Source organism: Adlercreutzia wanghongyangiae, assembly GCF_035989245.1.
GTDB lineage: Bacteria > Actinomycetota > Coriobacteriia > Coriobacteriales > Eggerthellaceae > Adlercreutzia > Adlercreutzia wanghongyangiae.
In genome coordinates this window covers 64624-85650 of the sequence record NZ_JAYMFF010000015.1, presented here as the reverse complement: position 1 = coordinate 85650, position 21027 = coordinate 64624, and the positions used below count along the sequence as shown (strand labels likewise).

Annotated in this window: 18 protein-coding genes; 15 read left to right on the top strand and 3 right to left on the bottom strand. The window is 61.5% G+C overall.

From position 1 onward, the window contains the following. Positions 1 to 10: 10 nt before the first annotated feature. The 8 genes from rplF to VIN30_RS08360 all read left to right on the top strand — a co-directional run bounded on the left by rplF (position 11) and on the right by VIN30_RS08360 (position 7033). Positions 11 to 550 carry a 50S ribosomal protein L6 gene (gene rplF, locus VIN30_RS08395; protein ID WP_338210791.1) on the top strand — a complete coding sequence of 180 codons (540 nt, stop codon included), beginning with the start codon at positions 11 to 13 and terminating at the stop codon, positions 548 to 550. A gap of 33 nt (positions 551 to 583) precedes the next feature. Beyond that, positions 584 to 952, top strand: coding sequence for a 50S ribosomal protein L18 (rplR, locus tag VIN30_RS08390; RefSeq protein WP_326425158.1), 369 nt, complete (start codon positions 584 to 586; stop codon positions 950 to 952). Positions 953 to 967: 15 nt separating this feature from the next. Continuing rightward, positions 968 to 1498 (top strand): 30S ribosomal protein S5, encoded by a 531-nt coding sequence (gene rpsE / locus VIN30_RS08385; protein WP_326425159.1) that lies wholly within the window; start codon positions 968 to 970, stop codon positions 1496 to 1498. Next, positions 1498 to 1689: a 50S ribosomal protein L30 gene (gene rpmD, locus VIN30_RS08380; protein WP_326425161.1), complete on the top strand. Its 192-nt coding sequence runs from the start codon at positions 1498 to 1500 to the stop codon at positions 1687 to 1689. The genes rpsE and rpmD overlap by 1 nt, the downstream gene beginning before the upstream one ends. Before the next feature lie 377 nt (positions 1690 to 2066). Next, positions 2067 to 2516 carry a 50S ribosomal protein L15 gene (gene rplO, locus VIN30_RS08375; protein WP_275206793.1) on the top strand — a complete coding sequence of 150 codons (450 nt, stop codon included), beginning with the start codon at positions 2067 to 2069 and terminating at the stop codon, positions 2514 to 2516. After that, on the top strand, positions 2510 to 3790 hold the full coding sequence (gene secY / locus VIN30_RS08370) for a preprotein translocase subunit SecY (RefSeq protein ID WP_326425165.1): 1281 nt from the start codon (positions 2510 to 2512) through the stop codon (positions 3788 to 3790). Before rplO ends, secY begins: the two co-directional genes overlap by 7 nt. 205 nt (positions 3791 to 3995) lie before the next feature. Then, the gene (locus tag VIN30_RS08365) at positions 3996 to 4625 is read left to right on the top strand and encodes an adenylate kinase (RefSeq protein WP_326425167.1); all 630 of its coding nucleotides are present in this window, start codon (positions 3996 to 3998) and stop codon (positions 4623 to 4625) included. A 194-nt stretch (positions 4626 to 4819) separates the two neighbouring features. Further along, positions 4820 to 7033 (top strand): cytochrome C oxidase Cbb3, encoded by a 2214-nt coding sequence (locus tag VIN30_RS08360; RefSeq protein ID WP_338210785.1) that lies wholly within the window; start codon positions 4820 to 4822, stop codon positions 7031 to 7033. A gap of 51 nt (positions 7034 to 7084) precedes the next feature. Here the strand turns inward: VIN30_RS08360 and VIN30_RS08355 are convergent, their stop codons facing one another. The 3 genes from VIN30_RS08355 to VIN30_RS11555 all read right to left on the bottom strand — a co-directional run bounded on the left by VIN30_RS08355 (position 7085) and on the right by VIN30_RS11555 (position 10627). Continuing rightward, positions 7085 to 8722: an ABC transporter substrate-binding protein gene (locus VIN30_RS08355; RefSeq protein ID WP_338210783.1), complete on the bottom strand. Its 1638-nt coding sequence runs from the start codon at positions 8720 to 8722 to the stop codon at positions 7085 to 7087. A 604-nt stretch (positions 8723 to 9326) separates the two neighbouring features. Next, positions 9327 to 10190: a hypothetical protein gene (locus tag VIN30_RS08350; protein WP_338210781.1), complete on the bottom strand. Its 864-nt coding sequence runs from the start codon at positions 10188 to 10190 to the stop codon at positions 9327 to 9329. Next, complete coding sequence (locus tag VIN30_RS11555) at positions 10187 to 10627, bottom strand: RNA polymerase sigma factor (RefSeq protein ID WP_420915324.1); 441 nt, start codon at positions 10625 to 10627, stop codon at positions 10187 to 10189. The genes VIN30_RS08350 and VIN30_RS11555 overlap by 4 nt, the downstream gene beginning before the upstream one ends. Here VIN30_RS11555 and VIN30_RS08340 point away from each other — a divergent pair. The 7 genes from VIN30_RS08340 (at position 10565) to VIN30_RS08310 (ending at position 21007) form a co-directional block, all read left to right on the top strand. After that, the gene (locus VIN30_RS08340) at positions 10565 to 10819 is read left to right on the top strand and encodes a hypothetical protein (RefSeq protein WP_338210776.1); all 255 of its coding nucleotides are present in this window, start codon (positions 10565 to 10567) and stop codon (positions 10817 to 10819) included. The genes VIN30_RS11555 and VIN30_RS08340 overlap by 63 nt on opposite strands. Positions 10820 to 10869: 50 nt before the next feature. Then, positions 10870 to 11085, top strand: coding sequence for a hypothetical protein (locus VIN30_RS08335; RefSeq protein ID WP_326425178.1), 216 nt, complete (start codon positions 10870 to 10872; stop codon positions 11083 to 11085). A 203-nt stretch (positions 11086 to 11288) separates the two neighbouring features. Continuing rightward, positions 11289 to 11939, top strand: a complete 651-nt coding sequence (locus VIN30_RS08330) for a hypothetical protein (protein WP_338210774.1) — start codon at positions 11289 to 11291, stop codon at positions 11937 to 11939. 32 nt (positions 11940 to 11971) lie between these two features. Further along, the gene (locus VIN30_RS08325) at positions 11972 to 13513 is read left to right on the top strand and encodes a papain-like cysteine protease family protein (RefSeq protein ID WP_338210772.1); all 1542 of its coding nucleotides are present in this window, start codon (positions 11972 to 11974) and stop codon (positions 13511 to 13513) included. A 365-nt stretch (positions 13514 to 13878) separates the two neighbouring features. After that, positions 13879 to 17430 carry a pyruvate:ferredoxin (flavodoxin) oxidoreductase gene (gene nifJ / locus VIN30_RS08320; RefSeq protein ID WP_338210770.1) on the top strand — a complete coding sequence of 1184 codons (3552 nt, stop codon included), beginning with the start codon at positions 13879 to 13881 and terminating at the stop codon, positions 17428 to 17430. Positions 17431 to 18270: 840 nt separating this feature from the next. Further along, positions 18271 to 19932: an FAD-binding protein gene (locus VIN30_RS08315; protein ID WP_338210768.1), complete on the top strand. Its 1662-nt coding sequence runs from the start codon at positions 18271 to 18273 to the stop codon at positions 19930 to 19932. Positions 19933 to 20092: 160 nt separating this feature from the next. After that, on the top strand, positions 20093 to 21007 hold the full coding sequence (locus tag VIN30_RS08310) for a LysR family transcriptional regulator (protein ID WP_338210766.1): 915 nt from the start codon (positions 20093 to 20095) through the stop codon (positions 21005 to 21007). Positions 21008 to 21027 lie beyond the last annotated feature (20 nt).

The window sequence follows — 21027 nt, the reverse complement described above, 5'->3', positions numbered from 1 at the left end:
GGTAGAGCATATGTCTCGTATCGGTAAGATGCCCATTCCCGTTCCTGCCGGCGTCGATGTGACCATCGACGGCCAGACGGTGACGGTGAAGGGCCCCAAGGGCGAACTGACCCGTACGTTTTTGCCGTCCATGACCATCACCCGCGAGGGCGATGAGCTTATCGTGACCCGTCCCGACGACACTCGTGAGTCCAAGAGCGCTCACGGCCTGACCCGTACGCTGCTCGCCAACATGGTTGAGGGCGTGTCGGCCGGCTTCTCCAAGAAGCTGCAGCTCGTCGGCGTCGGCTACCGTGCCGCTCTCAAGGGCAAGGACCTTGAGATGCAGCTGGGCTATTCCCACCCGGTGCTGGTGGAGGCTCCCGAGGACATTACCTTCGAGGTGCCGTCCCAGACCGAGATCGTGGTCTCCGGCCCCAGCAAGGAACAGGTCGGCCAGGTTGCCGCGAACATCCGCAAGTGGCGTAAGCCGGAGCCCTACAAGGGCAAGGGCATTCGCTACGAGGGCGAGCATGTCCGCCGCAAGGCTGGCAAGGCCGGCAAAGACTAAGCCTATTCGGTAGCTGATTGAAGGGATTAACCTATGAATAAGCAACAGGAGAAGCAGGCCCGTCTTGCCCGTCGCCATCGTCGCGTGCGCGGCAAGATCTCCGGCACTGCAGCTCGTCCGCGTCTGTGCGTGACGCGCAGCAACAGCAATATCTACGTGCAGGTCATCGACGATGTGGCTCACACCACCATCTGCGGCGTTTCCACCCTTGGCGAGGCCTTCAAGGCCACCGGCAAGAGCGGCTCCACCGTGGAGGGCGCGGCCGAGCTCGGCACCATCGTCGGCAAGTTGGCTCAGGAAAACGGCGTGACGGAAGTTGTGTTCGACCGTGGCGGCCACCTGTATCATGGGCGCGTGAAGGCTCTGGCCGAAGCTGCCCGTGAAGCAGGTTTGAAATTCTAGAAGGAGTTTTAGCTTATGGCTCGTAACAACAACCGTCAGCAGGAGAGCACTACTCCCGAGCTGCAGGAGCGCGTTGTATTCATCAACCGCGTGTCCAAGGTCGTCAAGGGCGGCCGCCGTTTCGGCCTGACCGCGCTGGTGGTCGTGGGCGACGGCAACGGTCGCGTGGGCGTGGGCATGGGCAAGTCCCAGGAAGTGCCCACCGCCATCAAGAAGGGCGTCGAGGACGCGAAGAAGAACATGTTCACGGTTCCGCTGACCGCCGAGGGTTCCGTGCCCCACGAGATTCTGGGCGAGTACGGTGCCGGCCGCGTGCTGATCAAGCCGGCCGTTCCCGGTACCGGCGTGCTCGCCGGCGGCCCGGTGCGCGCCATCATGGAGCTCGCGGGCGTGCAGAACGTCATCACCAAGTCGCTGGGCACCGACAACGCCATGAACATCGTTAAGGCTGCCGCCGAGGGCCTGAAGGGCATGGAGAGCCCCGCCCAGGTTGCCGAGCGTCGTGGCATCTCCGTGGCCGAGATGTTCGGTGGGAAGGAGAACTAATGGCTGAGACTAAGAAGACCCTGCGCCTCACCCAGGTGAAGAGCCCCATCGGCCGCAAGCCGAATCAGGGTCGCACCCTGCGCGCCCTGGGCCTGCATCGCATTGGCGACAGCGTCGAGCAGGTGGACAACGAGAGCGTGCGCGGTATGATCTTTACCGTCAAACATCTGATTGAAGTGGAAGAAATTTAAATTTCTCCCACTTCGGAGCCTCCGCTGCGGCTCCGACAGGCACCTGGCAGTTCTGATCAGCTGCGCTGCTCAGAACGCGCCCTCTCGGGCGCCTAGGCAGTGCTCAACAATCCGCTGGATTGTTGACTGTTCGGGGCGCGGCGCGGCACGAAGGCCGCTTGGCCCAAAGGCGGGCCAATTGCAGGCACCTGTCGAACCCTCGCTGTCTTTTCCCCACCTGGGGTAAAAAGATAAAGAGGAATTAGGATGACAATCGGCGTGGACCGTGGGGTTCGCGCCGTTGCCATGATAGAAGGTAGTTGCTAGCGGCGAGCTGCTAGCACTGGCTGGCGAGAAGAAAAAGCGCCGGTCAGAGAGCGAAAAGGAGATTTACGTACATGGAACTCAAGGATCTGCGCCCCGCTGAGGGCTCCACGAAGAACCGCAAGCGCGTGGGTCGCGGCCCCGCCTCCGGTACCGGCAAGACCGCCGGTCGCGGCATGAACGGCCAGAAGTCCCGTGCCGGTGGCGGCAAGGGCGCCGGCTTCGAGGGCGGCCAGACTCCGCTGGCCCGTCGTCTGCCGAAGCTGCCCGGCTTCCGCAACATCAACCGCGTCGAGTACCTGCCGGTGAACGTGAGCCGTCTCGAGGCCAAGTTCGAGGCCGGCGACGTGGTGGACGGCGATTCCCTGAAGGCCAAGGGCATCATCAAGCATGCCGACGCCCTGGTGAAGGTGCTGGGCGACGGTGAGATCACCAAGGCCCTCACGGTGCGCGTCGACAAGGTGTCCGCTTCCGCCAAGGCGAAGATCGAGGCGGCCGGAGGAAAGGTCGAAGAGCCTTGCTAAGGTCAATTCTTGACGCATTCAAGGTTCCGGAGCTGCGCAAGAAGATCCTCTTCACGCTGGCTATTCTTGCGCTGTACCGCTTCGGTGCCTACGTGCCGGTGCCGGGCATTCCCTTCCATGAGTTTGCCTCGGCCTTCCAAGACACCGGTGTGGCCATGACCATGCTGGACTTGTTCACGGGCGGCGCGCTTTCGAATTTCTCGGTGTTCTCGCTGGGCATCATGCCCTACATCACGGCATCCATTATCATGCAGCTGATGCAGGGCGTTATTCCCGCCGTGGGACGCTGGGCGCGCGAAGGCGACACCGGCCGTCGCAAGATCACCCAGGTGACCCGCTACCTGACGTTGGGCCTCGGCCTCATCAACGCCATCGGCTACCTGCTGCTGTTCAAGTCGCCGGCTTACGGTGTGCAGTTCTCCACCGAGGTGCCCGAGCTTCTGACCGACGCCATCATCGTGTTCACGCTGGTGGCCGGCACTGCCTTCATCATGTGGATGGGCGAGCTCATCACCCAGCGCGGCATCGGCAACGGCATGTCGCTCATCATCTTCGTGAGCATCGTGTCGCGTGTGCCGTCCGCTATCTTCTCGTCGGCCACGCTGACGAGCGACCTGGGTACGGGCATCGCGCTGACCCTCGTGATTTTGGCGGTGGTGCTGGTGTGCATCCCGCTGATCATCTTCGTGGAACGCGCCCAGCGCCGCATTCCGGTGAACTACGCCAAGCGCGTGCAGGGTCGTAAGATGATGGGTGGCCAGTCCACCTACATCCCGCTGAAGGTGAACGCCGCGGGCGTTATCCCGATCATCTTCGCGAGCTGCATCATTTACTTCCCGGCTCAGCTGGCCGCCATCTTCAATGTGGGCTGGCTGACCACGTTCGCCGATTGGTGCTCCACCGGTTGGCTGAACTGGGTGCTCACCATCCTGCTCATCGTGTTCTTCGCGTATTTCTACACCTCCATGGTGTTCAATCCCGAGGAGACGGCGGACAACATCCGCAAGCAGGGCGGCTTCATTCCGGGCGTGCGTCCGGGCACGGCTACGGTGCAGTACATCAAGAACGTGATCAACCGCGTGACACTGCCTGGTGGCATCTTCATTGCACTGATCGCCGTGGTGCCCACGATCATCTTCTTCTTTACGGGCAATCAGCTTATTCAGGCGTTCGGCGGCACGTCCATTCTCATTATGATCGGCGTTGCCCTCGACACCATGAGCAAGATCGAGAGCCAGTTGAAGATGTACAACTACGAAGGCTTCTTCAAGTAGGGAAGTGCATTCGGCGCATGTCGAAGGGGCGGGAGCAATCCCGCCCCTTTTTGCTTGTAAGGCGTTGAAGTGCTGCGGGAGGGGATCGTAATGCGTCCCCGTTCCGCCACGAGTGCGCCGTTCTCTTGAAATCCTCGGCGGGTCTTGGGCTGGTTTGCTACAATGACCCCATCGACGAGAGCGAGTATCTTTGAAAGGAAACAACATGAACATCGTGCTTCTGGGAGCTCCCGGTGCTGGCAAGGGTACCCAGGCGGCTAAGCTGGTGCAGGAGTTCAGCTTGCCCCACATCTCCACAGGCGATATGCTGCGCGCTGCCGTGGCTGCCGGTACCGATCTGGGGCTGAAGGCCAAGTCCTATATGGATGCCGGCGATCTGGTGCCCGACGATGTGATCATTGGTCTGGTGACCGAGCGCCTGCAGGACGGCGACACCGCGAACGGCTTCATCCTGGACGGCTTCCCCCGCACCTCGGCCCAGGCCGTGGCGCTGGATGCCGAGCTTTCCAAGCTGGGTCGCCCGCTGGATGCCGCTCTGCTCATCGATGTGGATCCCGAGGTGATCGTGGGCCGTCTCACGTCGCGTCGCATGTGCCGCGCTTGCGGCTACATCGGCAGCGCCGCCGACGGCGACACCTGCCCGAAGTGCGGTGGCGAGATGTACCAGCGCGACGATGACAACGAGGCCACCGTGCGCAACCGCCTCGATGTGTACGAGACGTCCACCAGTCCGTTGATCGACTACTATCGCGGTTGCGAGCTGCTGGTCACCATCGACGGTGATCGCGATCCGGAAGTGGTGTACGCCGACGTGAAGGAAGCGTTGAAGCTGTAATCCCAAGGCGCTTTGCGCGCCATTCCGGGGCGCGTGATGGGGTTCATGCATTGGAGCCCGTAGGGGGCGGCTTGAGCCGCCCCTTTTTCATGCGGTCCATTTCCACTTAATCGGGCGGTCTAAAGGCCGCCCCTACGATCGGGGTATGACCGTTTTCGCTTTCGGGGCAGATTGAAATTCGCTCTGGCGGAATAATGTTCTGCGGCGTAATTCCCTACGGTATAATTCTCCTCATGCCCACCGTGCGCGAGAACATAGCCTATACCTTCGAGCATTTCATGCTGGTGTACCGCGGCACCCTGCTGCGGGTGGCGCGGGTGGTGGCCCTGCTGGTGCTGGTGGCCGCCTTGCTGGAAGTGTTCGTGTTCAACTACAACTTCTTCGCATCGGCGGGATACCAGACCATCAATCTCGAGAACCGCCTGGATATGCCGGCGGAGGACGGGGCCTATCCGCTCACCTCCATCGACCATGTGCTGGAGTTCTCCCACCTGAATACCGAGATCCACAACATCAAGGTGGACTTCGCCGCAGATCAGCCGGCTCAGAACGTGACGCTGAAAATCCAGTTCACCGATGCGGCGCACCAGACCTACTTCGATTCCACCGAGTATACGGTGGGGGTGCCGCTGGTGGATGTATCCACTCATGGCGAGCGCACGAAGTACATCAACCTGCAGACGGCGGGCCTCGTGGAGAATCTGCGCATCGAGGTGGTGGGCGACGATGTGTCGTATCCCATTATGCTTGACGGCATCTACTTGAACGCGCACCGCCCCTTCGAGTTCAGCTTGCTGCGCTTCGGCACGGTGCTGGGCATCATGCTTTTAGGTTACGCCTTCCGGCCGAAATCGGCCATCTACCGCATCCGCATCGTGGAGAATCCCCGCAAGTCGAAGGTGGGCATCGTATGCGCCGTGGCCGTGGAGGTGGTGCTGCTTACGAGCTTCCTGCTGTTCGGGTCGAATCTGGTGGGGGTGGCCACGGCGTCCTACAACTACGGTTCGTGGGATGGCACCTCGCTGGTGAACACCTTCGAGGTGGGCGGCGACAACGCCCAGCAATATGCCGAGCTGGCCCGGTCGATGGCCGAGGGCAAGCTGTATCTGGAAGAGGAGCCGCCCCAGTGGCTGCAGGACATGAGCGATCCCTACGACAAGGGCGCCCGCGATGAGCTGCAGAAGGAAACGGGGGAGAAGTACCTGTTCGATGTGGCTTACTACGACGGACGCTACTATGTGTACTTCGGCGTGGTGCCGGTGCTGCTGTTCTACCTGCCCTTCTATTTGCTCACGGGCGCGAACTTTCCCACGGCCATCGGCGTGCTGATCATGGCCATCGCCTTCGTGCTGGGGGCCACGGCCTTGCTCGATCGCTTCGCGCGCTATCACTTCCGCGCCGTCAGCCTGGGTGTGTATCTGCTGCTGCAGATACCCTTGGTGGCCTGCAGCGGCATCTTGTATCTGGTGAAGTTCCCCACGTTCTATTCGCTGCCCATTATGTGCGGCCTGGCCTTCTCGGTGTGGGGCCTGTACTGCTGGACGCGCTCGCGCCTGTCGAGCCACCGTTGCGCGTGGCTGTTCGCGGGCTCGCTGTGCATGGCGCTCGTGGCCGGCTGCCGTCCGCAGTTGCTGGTGCTGTCGCTTTTGGCCTTCCCGCTGTTCTGGCGCACCTACATCACCGAGCGCCGCCTGCTCACGGCGGCGGGCGTGCGGGAGTTCGCCTGCCTGGCGGCTCCCTATGTGCTGGTAGCTGCCGGTATCATGGCCTACAACTACGCGCGGTTCGGCTCGCTTACCGACTTCGGCGCCAACTACAACCTTACGGTGAACGATATGACCAAGCGCGGTATGAACGTGGGGCGCCTGGCACCGGCGTTCTTCGCCTATTTCCTGCAGCCGCCGTGCATGACGGGCGTGTTCCCGTTTTTGCAGCCGGCACCCTTCGACACCACCTACATGGGGCAGACCATCAAGGAGGTCACCTTCGGCGGCATCTTCGCCTGCCTGCCCATTCTGTGGATCATCGCGTTCTCGCGCCGCATTCTGGGCATGCGCGCCCGTCAGCGCTTCACGCGCACCATCATGGGCGTTATCGTGGTGTTGCTGGCGTCGGGCGTCATCGTGGCTTTGGCCGATGCCGAGCTGGCGGGCATTCTGCAGCGCTACTATGCCGACTTCAGCTTCATGTTCCTGGCCGCCGCCATGTTGCTGTGCTTCGTGGTGAACGAGCAGGTGCCTGCCGAGGGCACGGCGCGCCAGCTGATGCTCAGTGTGTTTCTGGTGTTGGTGGGCGTGTCGGTGATGTACAGCACGCTGTTGTGCTTGGTGCCCGAAACAGGTTGGTACGCCGATGTGTACCCCTGGGCTTACCAGAACGTGCTGGATACCTTCCTGTTCTGGAAGTAGCCCCCGCCGCCCTCGGCCGAACGCGGGGCCTCGGCCGGAGTTGCGCCGCTCCTACAGGGTGTCGGTTTCCTTCATGGGCGTGGTGCCCAGGAACAGCAGTCCCGTGGCCGAGATGGGATCGTAGCCGTCAAGCTGCGCCTCGTAGTAGGCGGTGGCCGTCTCGCGGTGGAACAGCGGGTACAGCGGGGCCTCGGCTGCGATGAGGTCGAAGCATTGGTTCCACAGTTCCTGCTGCTCGGCTTCGTCGGTGGTCACACGCGCATCCTGCACCAGCTGCGTCAGCGTGGCGAACGGCGTTGAGGCGGCCCAACAGCTGCGGGCGCGCGTCCACACGTTGTCGCCGTACCACCAGTTGATGAGCAAGTCGGGGTCGTTGCCGAAGCAGGACGGATCGCCCGGCGACAGCACCACATCGAAGGGCAGCACGGCATCGGCTTCGGGTGCGGTGGAGATGTCGGCGAACAGCTCGGCGGTGTCGTAGGGCACCACCTCGGCGGTCACGCCGATGGCTGCCCAGTCCTCCGCGAGCGCGGCCGCCAGTTCGCTTACCCAGTTGTCGTTGCAGCGCAGGGTGAGGGCCAGCTCTTCTACCCCCGCATCGGTCAGCAGGGCGCGGGCCTTCTCCTTGTCGTAGCTGTACACGGTGGAGGCGCGGTGGTAGCCGCGGAAGTAGTCGGGCAGCAAGCTCGTGCAGGCCCGGGCGTGCCCGGCGGTGATCTGCGCGATGAGGGAATCCACGTCCAGGGCGTACAGCAGCGCCTGGCGCACCCGCACGTCGTCGAAGGGCGCTTTCAGGCAGTTGAACATGAGGAAGGGGGCCGCGAAGCCCGGTACGTACTCGATGGTGGCGCCCGCGGCGGTGATCTGGTCGGCCAGCACTTCGGGGGCGGCCTCGATGCACAGGGCGCGCTTTTCGGTGAGGGCGGCGGTGCGCTTCTCGTCGTCCAGGATCACCGACCACTCCATGCGCTCGCAGGTGGCGGGGAAGGCGCCGGCGTAGTAGGGGTTTGGCGTGAATGTGATGCGCCCGCCTTCCACGAGGTCGATGGCATCGTAGCGCCACGGGCCGCTGCCCACGGGCGCGGTTTCCAGTTCCTCGGGGGTGAGGTGCGCGGGGAACACCCGCACGAGGGCCAGACGCTCGCGCAAGAGCGAGCCCATAGGCGAGCTGAGGGTGAACCGCACCGTTTGCTCGTCTTTGGCGACCACCGCCTGGATGAACGACAGCAGGGCGCCGTAGGTGTCGCTTTCCATGTTCAGGCGGAAGGCATTGCACACGTCTTCCACGGTGAGCACGGAGCCGTCGGAGAAGCGCAGGTTGTCGCGCAGCGTCACCTCGTATTCCAGCTCGGACACCTGCATGGGAATGTCGGCGGCCAGCCCCAGCTCCGGGCGGTAGGTGTGCAGATCCAGCTCGTAGAGGCCCTCGTACACGTGCCACCCCGCCGCGATGAACAGTGCCGAGGAGGCGCCCACCGGATTGCAGCTGCCGCCCTCGTAGGGCAGCACGGCCGTCAGCGCCGCGGCCACCCCGCTGTCGGGCGGCGTGGCACCCGGCTCCGGCTCGCCGGATGCCGCGGAGCCCGCCTCGTCGCGCGCGCACCCGCCCAGAGCGAGCGTCGCGGCGATGGCGGCGCTGCCGGCTACGAAGGCGCGTCGGGACAGGGACGGGCGGGCGGTGGGCTGCATGGATATCCTCCTGAGGGCGTTGCGACTTTCGCTTCATTATAGGGAAAGCCGCGCCCCGCATTCCGCTTTCCAAAAAACGCCTCGATTTCCCGATTTCCACCGTATCTCGCATCTCGTCGGGCGAACGCGCTTTCTTATGAGACCGTGACCAGGCGTTTTACCGGTCACACCGCAGCACACCCGTGCTTCCCCGTCCTCAAACGGTGGAAAACCGGAAATCGAGGCAGGTTTTCGCTGCGGCCGGCGTCTGGGAGTTCAGGTATTCTTTCAAGCATGAGAGGGGAATGCTCTCGTTGTCTTTCTTGAAAACAAGGTAAGTGGGGAGGAGGATCTCCTGCTTCTTCCTCGGGTGTTTTTTGCTGTGGCCTTGTTGCTCGATCCGATTACGAGCATAATCATCTTGCTTGTGATTCCTAAGCGGAACGATTCTGCAGAGAGTGTTTCTACCGCCGCGAATGAGTGTGGCGATGCGGGCGTGTCCTCTGTGCACTAGGCTGAGAGGCCGAGAGTCTGGTGGATTCATAGGGGGCGCCCTGGGTGCATCGCCTGGCGTGTTTGGTGCGGAGCGGGATCGCTTTCGGGCGGCCCCGCTTTTGCATTGATGCTAGGAGGATGGCACAAGGGGGATGGTGCGGTTGCTGCCGGCGGTGGAGTCGGATGCCTCGAGGGCGGCTGCCGTCTCGGAAAGAGCGGCTGGATCGCAGGTGAGACGAGCGAATTCGTTGGTAGTTCTGATTTCAAACATCGCCGATGCCAGCATCTCAAGGAATGCCTGCTGCGGTTCGCCGGGATGGTCTTTGTTTGTTACGTAGGATTCCACGATGTCCGTTGCGACAACCTCGTAGCTCACTATTTGGGTCGCGTCCGCTGCATCTTTGGGGCCACGGGGCTCTTCTACCTTGAGATTTGGAGCGCCTTCTACGGCAAGTTGAGGCCATTGCCTTGTGCTCGCGGGCAGCTCAATCATGATGGTTCCAACAGACCACCGCTTGTGTCCTCCCTCTTCGGTAAGGTGGGGCTGAAAGAACAGCTCTGCGGAAATGGCAACCCCTTCCGCCTCGTTGCTGGATTCTGCTGTGGTGCCGGCATCGGGTACTTCGGATTCGCTGATGGCCCCGGCCGCGCTATCGGTGCCTGACATGCCGGTTGTATCAATGGCCCCGGCCGATATGTCTTCGTGGACGGGTGTCGCTGGCTGTGCGGATAGAGAGGCCGCAGTGGCGATGCCGGCGAGGACAATGCAACAGGCGGCCGCACTGCTGATAATGATGCGTTTTCGTCGTGTGGACGGTGTAGTTCGCGCTCGTACGTGCGGTTTTGTGTCGGAGGGCATCGTGGCTTGCGGACAGTCCATTCCTTGGAACAGCCGCTCCTCCTTAAGGCGCTCCATGATGCGCTTCTCAAGGTCGTCGGGCGTGCGAATCGATCGCATTTGCTCGCGATAGACGCTAAAGTCAAGCTTGCTCATGAGGCAACTCCCTTCAAGGAGCTCCGCAGGTGCGCACGGGCGCGAAAGAGACGGGCGTGGACGGCTCCGGTCGAGATGCCGCAAATGGCGGCGATGCTTTTCGTGTCCAGGTCTTCTACGTACTTAAGGTGTATGACTTCGCGCAAGTCAAGGGGAAGTCGTTCGACGTGCTCCCAAAGGATCGCTTTTTGCGCCTGGTCTTGCTCGCGCTGCTCGAAGGCGGCATGGCGCATTTCCTCAATGGACGCGCGTGACTCGTCGAACGCGAGGGAAGGGTGGCGCGTTCGGCTGCGAATGATATTGCGGCACCGGTTGGCCGCCACCTTCAAAAGCCAGTTTCTCACATGAGCGTCGCTTGCGAAGGTGAGTTGGCTTTGATAGAGAGCGATAAACGCTTCCTGGGTTACATCATCAGCCTGGTCGGTGGAGCCGAGCATACTGACGGCGAGGCGATAGACGGCCTCTTTGTGGGCGGCGATGGTCTTTGCTATGTTCGGCGATCCGCGAATCGGTTCCAGCCCCTTCCTCTTGGTGACGTTAAGCATAACGGGAGGACGGGGCTGCTGGCAAAAACTTTTCAAAAATTTTTTGGAGGATCCTGTAAGAAAGAGGGGCTTTGCGGTGTATAGCAGATGAAGGGCGATGCAGTGAGGGGGCGAGGAGGGGCTGTCAGTGTGTATTGCGACGGTTTGAGGAGTTCGTCGCTTGTCGTCGCGATATCGTGATCGGGGCGGATGCGGTTTGCGGCATCGGTGTGGAGTATGGAGGTGCGTCGGGGGCCGACCCCGTGACTCTGTCCGGGAGGATTGAATCCGCGGCCGTGCTGGCGCGCATCCTCTCCGAGGTGGAGGTCTCCGACTCCTCGGTGTACATTCCGTTCACGTTGGAGGGCTAGCTTTCTGACGGAGAGTATCACGGTCCGTTTCGCCGCTCGTTTTGCTCGAGGATAGTGAAGAGGCGAAGGCGAGCGGCTGAGTATATGCGAAAAAGACCACGCCACGATGTGGAGGGCCAGAGAGTGGGAGGATGGTAGGAGGGGCGTGGCAACGGGTGATGTTAATCGAATCGGCGTGTTGGAGTTGGCGAAGGAGGGAAAGAATGATAAGAGGTGGTGGTAGGGCAAAAGGTCGCTATAGGGCATTTTTTATAGTGGTGGTCTTTCTGATGACGCTGACGATTCTTGGTTGCTCGGGATCAAAGGTACGAGAAGAGCCGACGGGACAATTCGATTGGTGCTATGACAAATATGGTGAGTACGTTTTAAGCGATGTTGAATCCAGGGAATTCGCGTCTTCTCTTGCCAAGGAGGAGGTTTCGCAGGCGACCTTGCCGGAGTATTGCCTGGGAAACCCTATACCCGCTTATCGCATTTTGCCAGATGGCGCTATTGAGGAGTATGTTGCGGTTTACCCCCGGTTCAGGGGAGATACACTGACTGCGCTGATTTACGTATCGAAGGTTATGCATCGGGGAGCTGCGGGGGAGGCTTTCATTCAGGTGAATGGCTTGGATCGATTTGCTGATATTCTTGAGAGGGGGGATCCGTGTTATCTCGTGGAATGCGATGCCTGGGATGTGGGAGGGCTTTTGGTATCCCGCAGGGGTGAAATGCGCGACGTTGGAAACCTGGCGGCGTCAGACAGCGCGTTCGATGCCGCCCAAAAGGATTGGGGAAGCAAAATGGGCGAATATGCCGACAAGCTTTCATGGTGGGAGCCCATTGGGCGGACTTGTCTCTTGGCGAAGTGAACTGGTAGTAATGATAGAAGAGAGGAGCTGTCATGAGGGGTTTGAAGAAGCTCATAGCGATCATTTGGCTGTCAGTGATGGTGGCGTGCGCAGTAAGGATACCCGCGGTTGCGGATGACTTCGCAGCAGATAGAGAACGGTCGGATATTGTAGCGGCTGCCTCCATGGTGGAGGCCATGATGGGAGATGCAAATTACCAAGAGGATTACAATTTCCCCGATGTCAGTATTGACTTGTTGCGGCTGGGGAGCCCCATTCGTGCTTATGGCGGTGACCCTTCCGACTACTCTATAATTTGCAGGCCTATTTATGCTGAGGGGAGCGTGGTAGCTTGTTTGCTGGCGTTTGATGACGGCCAAGATATCTTGTATCGTCTAACAACTGCCGAGATCGGAGAAGTCGATCGGCTTATGAAAGAGGACAGCGCCTATCTAATTTCGTTGAGCGATTCAGGCGCTCATTTGCGTGCAATAAACGGAACAAGTGCAGATGTCAGTTCATTGGTTGATACTCGTCTTCTAGGTGGCGTCTCTTCTGTTTCTGAGTTGCGATCATTTGCCGAGCAAAATCAGTTTCAGAAATATGGTGATGATAGCTTTTTGACTCAAGCTTCGAAAAACGAGATCCCTTTCTTGTTTTCTGACGAAAAGGCCGGAGAGCCTCTTGCTGCAGGGGTTAACGCAAGTGTGCGCACATGGAGGGTGAAGCAGCAGGGGAGTCTTACTTGTTGGGCTGCCTGTTCCTCGTCCGTGGGCGGCTATCTCACAGGTGTAAACCGGTCTGATACGCAAATTTGTCGTCAAGTTCTTGGCGTTGATAATAAGGCCGGAACAGATGCAAATGTGGTGACTGCTCTCGGATTATTTTGCTATTCAGGTGGCTCAACAAAGGTTGATGGGTTTGTTGTAAGTGGGACTATGACAGATTTAAATGTGCGCAATTGGGTCGGTAGCGGAATCCCGATAATTGCTCATTTGGCTCGCAGCGGAGGAGGGACTGGGCACGATGTTGTAGTTTGCGGGTATTCTACTGACAGCAGCGGTAAACAGTCGGTTACCATAATGAACCCTACGACTGGCTCTTACGAGGAGATGAGAAAAGATTCGATTGGGGTGCCTGCAATTGGAAGTAGTCCCTCTTATCAATGGAGGTATAGCTCCATTGTGCCTATACGCTGGCAAAAGCCCTACGGTGGCTCAAGCTGGGCCTACATGAACTCGAACGGTACGAGGACTACTGGCTGGAAGCAGGTGGGCGGCTCCTGGTACTACTTCAGCTCCTCGGGGTACATGCTGACCGGGTGGCAGAAAGTCGGAGGGAAGTGGTACTACCTCCAGGCCAGTGGTGCGGCTGCTGCGGGTTGGCAGAAAATAGGGAGTTACTGGTATGCCTTCGACTCCAGCTGCGCCATGCGCACCGGCTGGTTTAAGGACGGCAGCACCTGGTACTACTTGCGGCCGGCCAAGGATGTGCCCGGCGCTGGCCCAGAGGGCTCGATGCTTGCTGGCGGTACGTGGACGATCGGCGGGAAGGCCTACCGCTTCAATTCCTCTGGAGCGTGCCTCAATCCTTAGGAGCGCTGCCGCCGTGGCTCATCGGCTTCGACGGCTTCAAATGCTGACTGGCCGTGTAAACTGAACAGGCGATTGACGGCCGTGCGCGCGATCCGAGAGGGAGCCCTTTGCTCGAGGGCTCCCTCTTGCGTGTGCCCGCCGACCGACTGGTCGGGCCGTGTCGGGGGCGGGGAGGGGGTGACGCGGTGTCAGCCGGTGCGGGGCTGCTAATATTCAAAAGGTATTTCTGTTCGCAGAGCAAATCCGACCCGCGTCGGGTGCGCTTCGTCCCTCGACTCTCCCGCGACAGTACCACCCCGCGCGACGAGCGACGAGGGCCGCGAAGCCGGTCGCCATCGGTGCGGGCCACTGCAAAGGAGAGGAACATGACGAGAGAACTCAAGTCGATGGACGGCAACAACGCCGCGGCGCACGTGTCCTACGCGTTCACCGAAGTTGCCGGCATCTACCCGATCACTCCCTCGAGCCCCATGGCCGACTTCGTCGACATCTGGGCAGCCCAGGGCCGCAAGAACATCTTCGGCACCACGGTGAAGGTGTGCGAGATGCAGTCCGAGGGCGGCGCAGCGGGTGCGGTGCACGGGTCCCTCGCCACGGGCGCGCTGACCACCACCTATACGGCCAGCCAGGGCCTGCTCCTCATGATCCCCAACATGTACAAGATTGCCGCTGAGTCGCTGCCGAGCGTCTTCCACGTGTCGGCCCGTACGGTGTCCACCCAGGCGCTGAACATCTTCGGCGACCACTCCGATGTTATGGCCTGCCGCCAGACCGGCTTCGCGATGCTGGCCGAGGGCAACGTGCAGGAAGTCATGGACCTGTCCGCGGTGGCACATTTGGCCGCCATCAAGGGTCGCGTTCCCTTCCTGAACTTCTTCGACGGCTTCCGCACGTCCCACGAGGTGCAGAAGATCGCCGTGTGGGATTACGACGCTCTGGCCGACATGTGCGACATGGACGCCGTGCGCGCCTTCCGCGAGCACTCCCTGAACCCGGAGCGCCCGGCCATGCGCGGTTCCCACGAGAACGGTGACATCTTCTTCCAGCACCGCGAGTCCTGCAACCCCATCTACGACGAGCTGCCCGCCGTGGTGGAGGAGTACATGCAGAAGGTGAACGAGAAGCTGGGCACCAACTACCAGCTGTTCAACTACTACGGCGCTCCCGACGCCGACCGCGTGATCGTGGCCATGGGCTCCATCTGCGACGTGGCCGAGGAGGTCATCGACTATCTGAACGGCCAGGGCGAGAAGGTGGGCCTGGTGAAGGTGCGCCTGTACCGTCCGTTCGTGACCGCCAAGTTCGTAGAGGCGCTGCCGGCCACGGTGAAGAAGATCGCCGTGCTCGACCGCACCAAGGAGCCCGGTTCCATCGGCGAGCCGTTGTACATGGACGTGGTGAACGCCCTCTCCGTGGAGGGCCGCGACGGCATCGTGGTGACCGGTGGCCGCTACGGCCTGGGTTCCAAGGACACCCCGCCGTCTTCCGTGTTCGCCATTTACACCGAGCTGGCCAAGGACGAGCCGCGCCGCCAGTTCACCATCGGCATCGTGGACGACGTGACGAACCTGTCGCTGCCCGAGGTTCCCGCTCCCAACACCGCCGCCCCCGGCACCATCGAGTGCAAGTTCTGGGGCCTCGGCGGCGACGGCACTGTGGGTGCGAACAAGAACTCCATCAAGATCATCGGCGACCACACCGACAAGTACGTGCAGGCCTACTTCCAGTACGACTCGAAGAAGACCGGCGGCGTGACCATCTCGCATCTGCGCTTCGGTGATGCCCCCATCCGCAGCCCCTACTACGTGAACAAGGCCGACTTCGTGGCCTGCCACAACCCGTCCTACATCACCAAGGACTTCCCCATGGTGCGCGACGTGAAGCCGGGCGGCGCCTTCCTCATCAACTGCCAGTGGACGCCGGAGGAGCTAGACGAGCACCTGTCGGCGGCGGCTAAGCGCTACATCGCCGAGAACGACATCAAGCTATATCTCATCAACGCCATCGACCTGGCCATCGAGATTGGCATGGGCAAGCGCACCAACACCATCTTGCAGTCGGCGTTCTTCGCCCTGGCTGGCGTGATGCCCCAGGCCGAGGCTATTCAGTACATGAAGGATGCGGCCACGAAGTCCTACGCCTCCAAGGGCCAGGACGTGGTCGACATGAACCATAAGGCCATCGATGCCGGTGCCACGGCCTTCGTGCGCGTCGAGGTGCCCGCGTCGTGGAAGGACGCCCAGGACGAGACGGCGGCCGTGACCATCGAGGGCCGTCCCGAGACGGTGAAGCTGGTGGAGGACATCATGTTCCCCGTGGGCCGCATGGACGGCGACTCGCTGCCCGTGTCTGCCTTCGTGGGCTACGAGGACGGCCAGTTCCCGCTGGGTGCGGCGGCCTACGAGAAGCGCGGCGTGGCCGTGTCGGTGCCGTCGTGGACGCCCGACACCTGCATCGAGTGCAACCAGTGCGCGTTCGTGTGCCCGCACGCCACCATCCGTCCCTTCGCGCTGACCGACGCCGAGATGGCGGCAGCGCCTGCTCAGACCAAGCACATCCCCGTGAAGGGCAAGGTGGGCGCCGACATGCAGTACGTGCTGGCCGTGTCGCCGCTCGACTGCATGGGCTGCGGCCTGTGCGTCATCCAGTGCCCGACCGACTCGTTGGCCATGCAGCCCATCGCTGACGAGCTGGATGAGCAGCCGGTGTTCGACTACTGCGTGAACGAGGTTGCCCGCAAGGAAGAGCTGGAGGGTACTTCGGTGAAGGCCAGCCAGTTCAAGCGCCCGCTGCTGGAGTTCTCCGGTTCCTGCGCCGGCTGCGCCCAGACTTCCTACGCGCGCCTGATCACCCAGCTGTTCGGCGATCGCATGTACATCGCCAACGCCACGGGCTGCTCGTCCATTTGGGGCGGCCCGGCGGCTACGTCGCCCTATACGGTGAACGCCGACGGCCACGGCCCGGCGTGGAGCAACTCGCTGTTCGAGGACAACGCCGAGCACGGCATGGGCATGCTTCTGGGCTACGAGGCCGTGCAGGACAAGGTGGTCGTGGACACCGAGGCCCTCATCGAGTGCGGAGGCGCGGCCGGCGAGCTGGCCGATGCGGCGCGCGCTTGGCTTGAGGTCCGCACCGACGCCGAGGCTTCCAAGGGCGCTGCAGCGGCCTACATCGCGGCCCTGGAGGGCGCGGCCGAGGGCACTGGCGAGGTGGCTGAGCTTGCTGCGGGCATCCTGGCCAACAAGGAGTATCTGACCAAGAAGTCCGTCTGGATCTTTGGCGGCGACGGCTGGGCCTACGACATCGGCTACGGCGGCCTGGACCATGTGCTCGCCTCGGGCAAGGACGTGAATGTGTTCGTGTTCGACACCGAGGTGTACTCCAACACCGGCGGCCAGGCCTCGAAGGCCTCGAATCTCGGCCAGGTGGCGCAGTTCGCCGCCGCCGGCAAGGATGTGAAGAAGAAGAGCCTCGCCGAGATCGCCATGACCTACGGCTACGTGTACGTGGCGCAGATCGCCATGGGCGCGAACCTGAATCAGACCATCAAGGCCATCACCGAGGCCGAGGCTTATCCGGGTCCCTCGCTCATCATCGGCTACAGCCCCTGCGAGATGCACTCCATCAAGGGCGGCATGGCCAACTGCCAGACCGAGATGAAGAAGGCCGTGGACTGCGGCTATTGGAACCTGCTGCGCTTCAACCCCGAGGGTGCGCCGGGCAAGAAGCTCGTCATCGACTCCAAGGAGCCGGTAGAGGGCGAGTACCAGAACTTCCTCATGAACGAGGCTCGTTACAGCCGCCTGACCCGCGAGTTCCCCGAGCGTGCCAGCGAGTTGTTCGCCGAGAACGAGCAGGCTGCCATGGACCGCTGGGATCACCTGCAGAAGCTGAAGGATCTCTACGCCGCTGAATAACGCGTTTCAGGAATCAGGTTGTTCGAACGGCTTGGTTCGACCGGTATCGTTCAATGGAGGAGGGGACCTGGATTTAGTCCAGCCCCCTCTTTTTTGCCCTGAGACCCCCTTGTCTCGTGATCCCCCTCGCCCCCCGCGCCCCTCTGACCTCCTTGCCCTGGGCTCTCCCCCGACCCCTTGCCCCGCGACCCCCCCCTGATCCCCCTGTCCTCCGACCCCCCTGATCCCCCTGTCCTGCGACCCCCCTTGCCCTGTGACCCCCTTTTTTGCCCTGTATTCCCTTCCTGTAGTCCTCTCTATGGGTGATGGTGGTCAAATACGCACAGATTTATAAGTGTTTTAATGACCAAGAGGCCGGTTGTGGCCAAAAACGGATACGTTTATAAGAAAAAACGAACCGACTTGGTGCTGCTGGCTGGTTTTTCGCCTTCAGAAGAGGTGAAACTTGCGAAAATTCCCGAACCGTTCCGGAGAACGCGTATAGATCTTCGTTTGATTGACCATTATTTGGCTCATAGAGTGAGAAAGCCTTAGACAACGTTGGTTTTTTGGCCATTGGTGGCGACGGCGCCCCGATGTCTGCGCTTGTGCGTCATCTCGAAACGCAGGGACTTCACGCGCTGCCTGCCGCATTGACGGCCGAAGGGGGGGTGAGGGGTGGATGAACGGGGTCTTCGGCGTTGGGTGCCTCCAGATCGCGATTGGAGGTGCGAAAGGCGGCGGCGTCCCACTCGGATACAAATAAAACCTGAGGGAGCCTCGGCGGCCTTTGTTATACAGGGCGTATTGACGCTGGTAACCTTGGCTATGGGAAAAGAAACCGATTGAAGGAGGGCTCCCATGACCGAGGAGAAGGGCATTGTCGAAGAGGCTATCAGCGAGGGTATGTCCCGTCGTTCGTTTTTAGGCCTGGGCGCGTTGGGCGCCGCGGGTCTGGCGGCACTGGGGCTGGCGGGCTGCGCCCCGCAGGCGGGGAATACGGAAGAGGCCGCATCGGATGCTCCGGCCATCGAAGAGCTGCCGCCGGCCGATGCAGAGGAGACGTGCGATGTCGTGGTGGTGGGTCTGGGCACCAGCGGCCTGGTGGCTGCCTCTGCTGCCGCGAAGGAGGGGGCGAAGGTCATCGGGCTTGACCGCTCCTCATCCATGGGCGCCACGAATGCTTCCATGGTATCGGGTGTGTGGGCCGTGGAATCGAGTCCCGAGCTTGAGTGGGACAACCACTTGACGACCAAGGACATGTTCGATTTCATCTGGACGGGCACGCACTACCAGACCAACGCTCCGCTGCTGCGCAACGTGCTGCCGGCCTCGGGCAAGGGCATCGATCTCATGATCGAGGGCGGCGTGCCCTTCATGTTCGCCTTCGAAGGCGCCGACGAGAACACTCTGATGCTGAATCGCGGCGGCCATATTTACGCGACCAGCGGAGCCGAGCGCGCCGAGGCCCTGCAAGGGATGCTGGACATGTTCGGCGTCGACTCCCGCTGGGATGCCAACGTCACCAACCTCTTGATTGAGGACGGCGCTGTGGTGGGCGTGCGCTACGAGGACGGCTCCTCGGTGGTGGACGTGAAGGCCAAAAACGTCATCGTCGCCACAGGCGGCTTTATTCAGAACGAGGACATGCTGCGCGAGTACTATTCCGGTTCGGTCATGTATGGTACCGGTAACCAGTACAACGACGGCGCGGGCATTAAGCTGGCCCAGTCGGCGGGTGCCCAGATGGGCAAGAACTTCAGCACGTCTATCAACGAGTCGGGCGCCTGCAACATGAAATCGAGCGCGCGCTTCGTGAGCCTGGAGGACTGCAACGCCACGCCCGTGTTCAGCCTGCCTCTGTTCGGCGGTTTGATGGTGAACAAGCAGGGTCTGCGCTTCATGGACGAGGGCACTATGGCCAAGCACACCATGTACTGCGGCGAACCGCTTTTGCGCGAGGGCGTGTACTACATGGTGATCGACGACGGGCTCATCGACGCGCTCGCCACGACGCCCATCATGGATTTCATCTCGGAAGACGCCTTCGGCAACATGGCCCCGGGCGTGCAGATGGGCTTCATGGGAAAGACGCTGACCGCTCTGCCCGACATGGTGAAGCAGGGTATCGACGAGGGCTGGATATGGAAGGCCGACACCGCCGAGGCCTTGGGCGAAGCCTGCGGCATGGAGCACCTGGCTGCCACGGTGGAGACCTACAACGGCTATTGCGCCGCCGGGGTCGACGAGGAGATGTTCAAGGAAGAGCAGTTCCTGCGCGCGGTGGACACGGGCTCGCTGTACGTCGTGGAATTGGACATTGCCGCCTGGGTGACGCTGGGCGGTATCAAGACCGATGGCTTCTGCCGTGCGGTGGACGCTGACGCCAACCCCATTCCCGGTCTGTTCGTGGCCGGTGTGGACGGGGATTTCTGGGCTGTACCCTATTTCGAGGGCGGCTCGGCCCAGGGATTCTGCGTGGGTTCGGGCTATCTGGCCGGCGTGACGGCCGCCCAGGGTTAGCTTGCGAACTCGGGGCTGACTTCACTGCAGGATCGGCTTGGCTTATTGTGCCTCCCCTTCACGGAAGGGCGTTGCCTTCGGGTGGCGCCCTTTTGCGTGTTGGACGGCAGCGCGCGAGAAGGTATCATAGACGGGAAAGGGGAGAGGAGCGCCTGTGGATTTGCGACAAATCGAGTATTTCTGCCTGGCGTCGAAAGCAGGTTCGTTCTCGGCGGCGGCTAAGAGCGCCTTTGTTGCGCAACAGACTTTGTCGGCATCGGTGGCGGCGCTTGAGGGGGAGCTTGGAATGCCGCTTTTTCACCGCCGTCGCCAGGGGATTCAGCTGACCGACTTTGGCGGTGCGTTTTTACCTAAGGCCGTGGCAGTGCTTGAGGCGGCTCGCTCTGCTGAATCTTTCGCCGCTCAGTGGAAGGAAAGCACCCATGGCGCTGTAGCCTTTGCCTACGCCACGGCCAGCCTGCAGGATGAGGGGACGGGTTTCACGCTGGCTACACTCAGAGACTTTAGGGCGACCCATGCCGGGGCGGATCTGCGCGTTTTCGAGCTAACGAGCGATTCCTGCTTGGCGGCCGTCGAGCGTGGTTCGGTGGACATGGCTTTTGTGGTGGGGCGTCCCGATCCATCGGTGTTCGAGTTCGAGCAAATAGCCGAGGGCAGCTTGCTGGTGGCGGTACCCGCGTCCCATCCGCTGGCCGAGCGTCAAGCGATTAGTTTTGCTGATTTGGCCGAGGTAGATTTGTTTCCCGTTCCCGACTTGAACATTTCCTACCATCGCATCGTGGAAGGGTTTGCCCGTTACGGGCTGGCGCCGCGTTATGCCCCGGTGCCCTTCAGTCTCGATCACGCGCGCGAGTTCGTGAGATCGGGCCGAGGGGTTGATTTCTCGCCGGCGCACAATGCCGAGATGCCCCACGAGGGCATTGCGTACGTGCCGCTGACGGAGGAGGATTCCTTTACCTTGCCCTTGGGGTTGGCGAGCAAATTGGGTGTTCCCGAGAAGCCTCTGGTCGGGGAGCTGAGGGAGGCCATCAGAAGAGCGGCTTGCGAGGAGAATGGCAGGGCAGGGAAGCGATAGAGTTGCTTCATCCCGAAAAC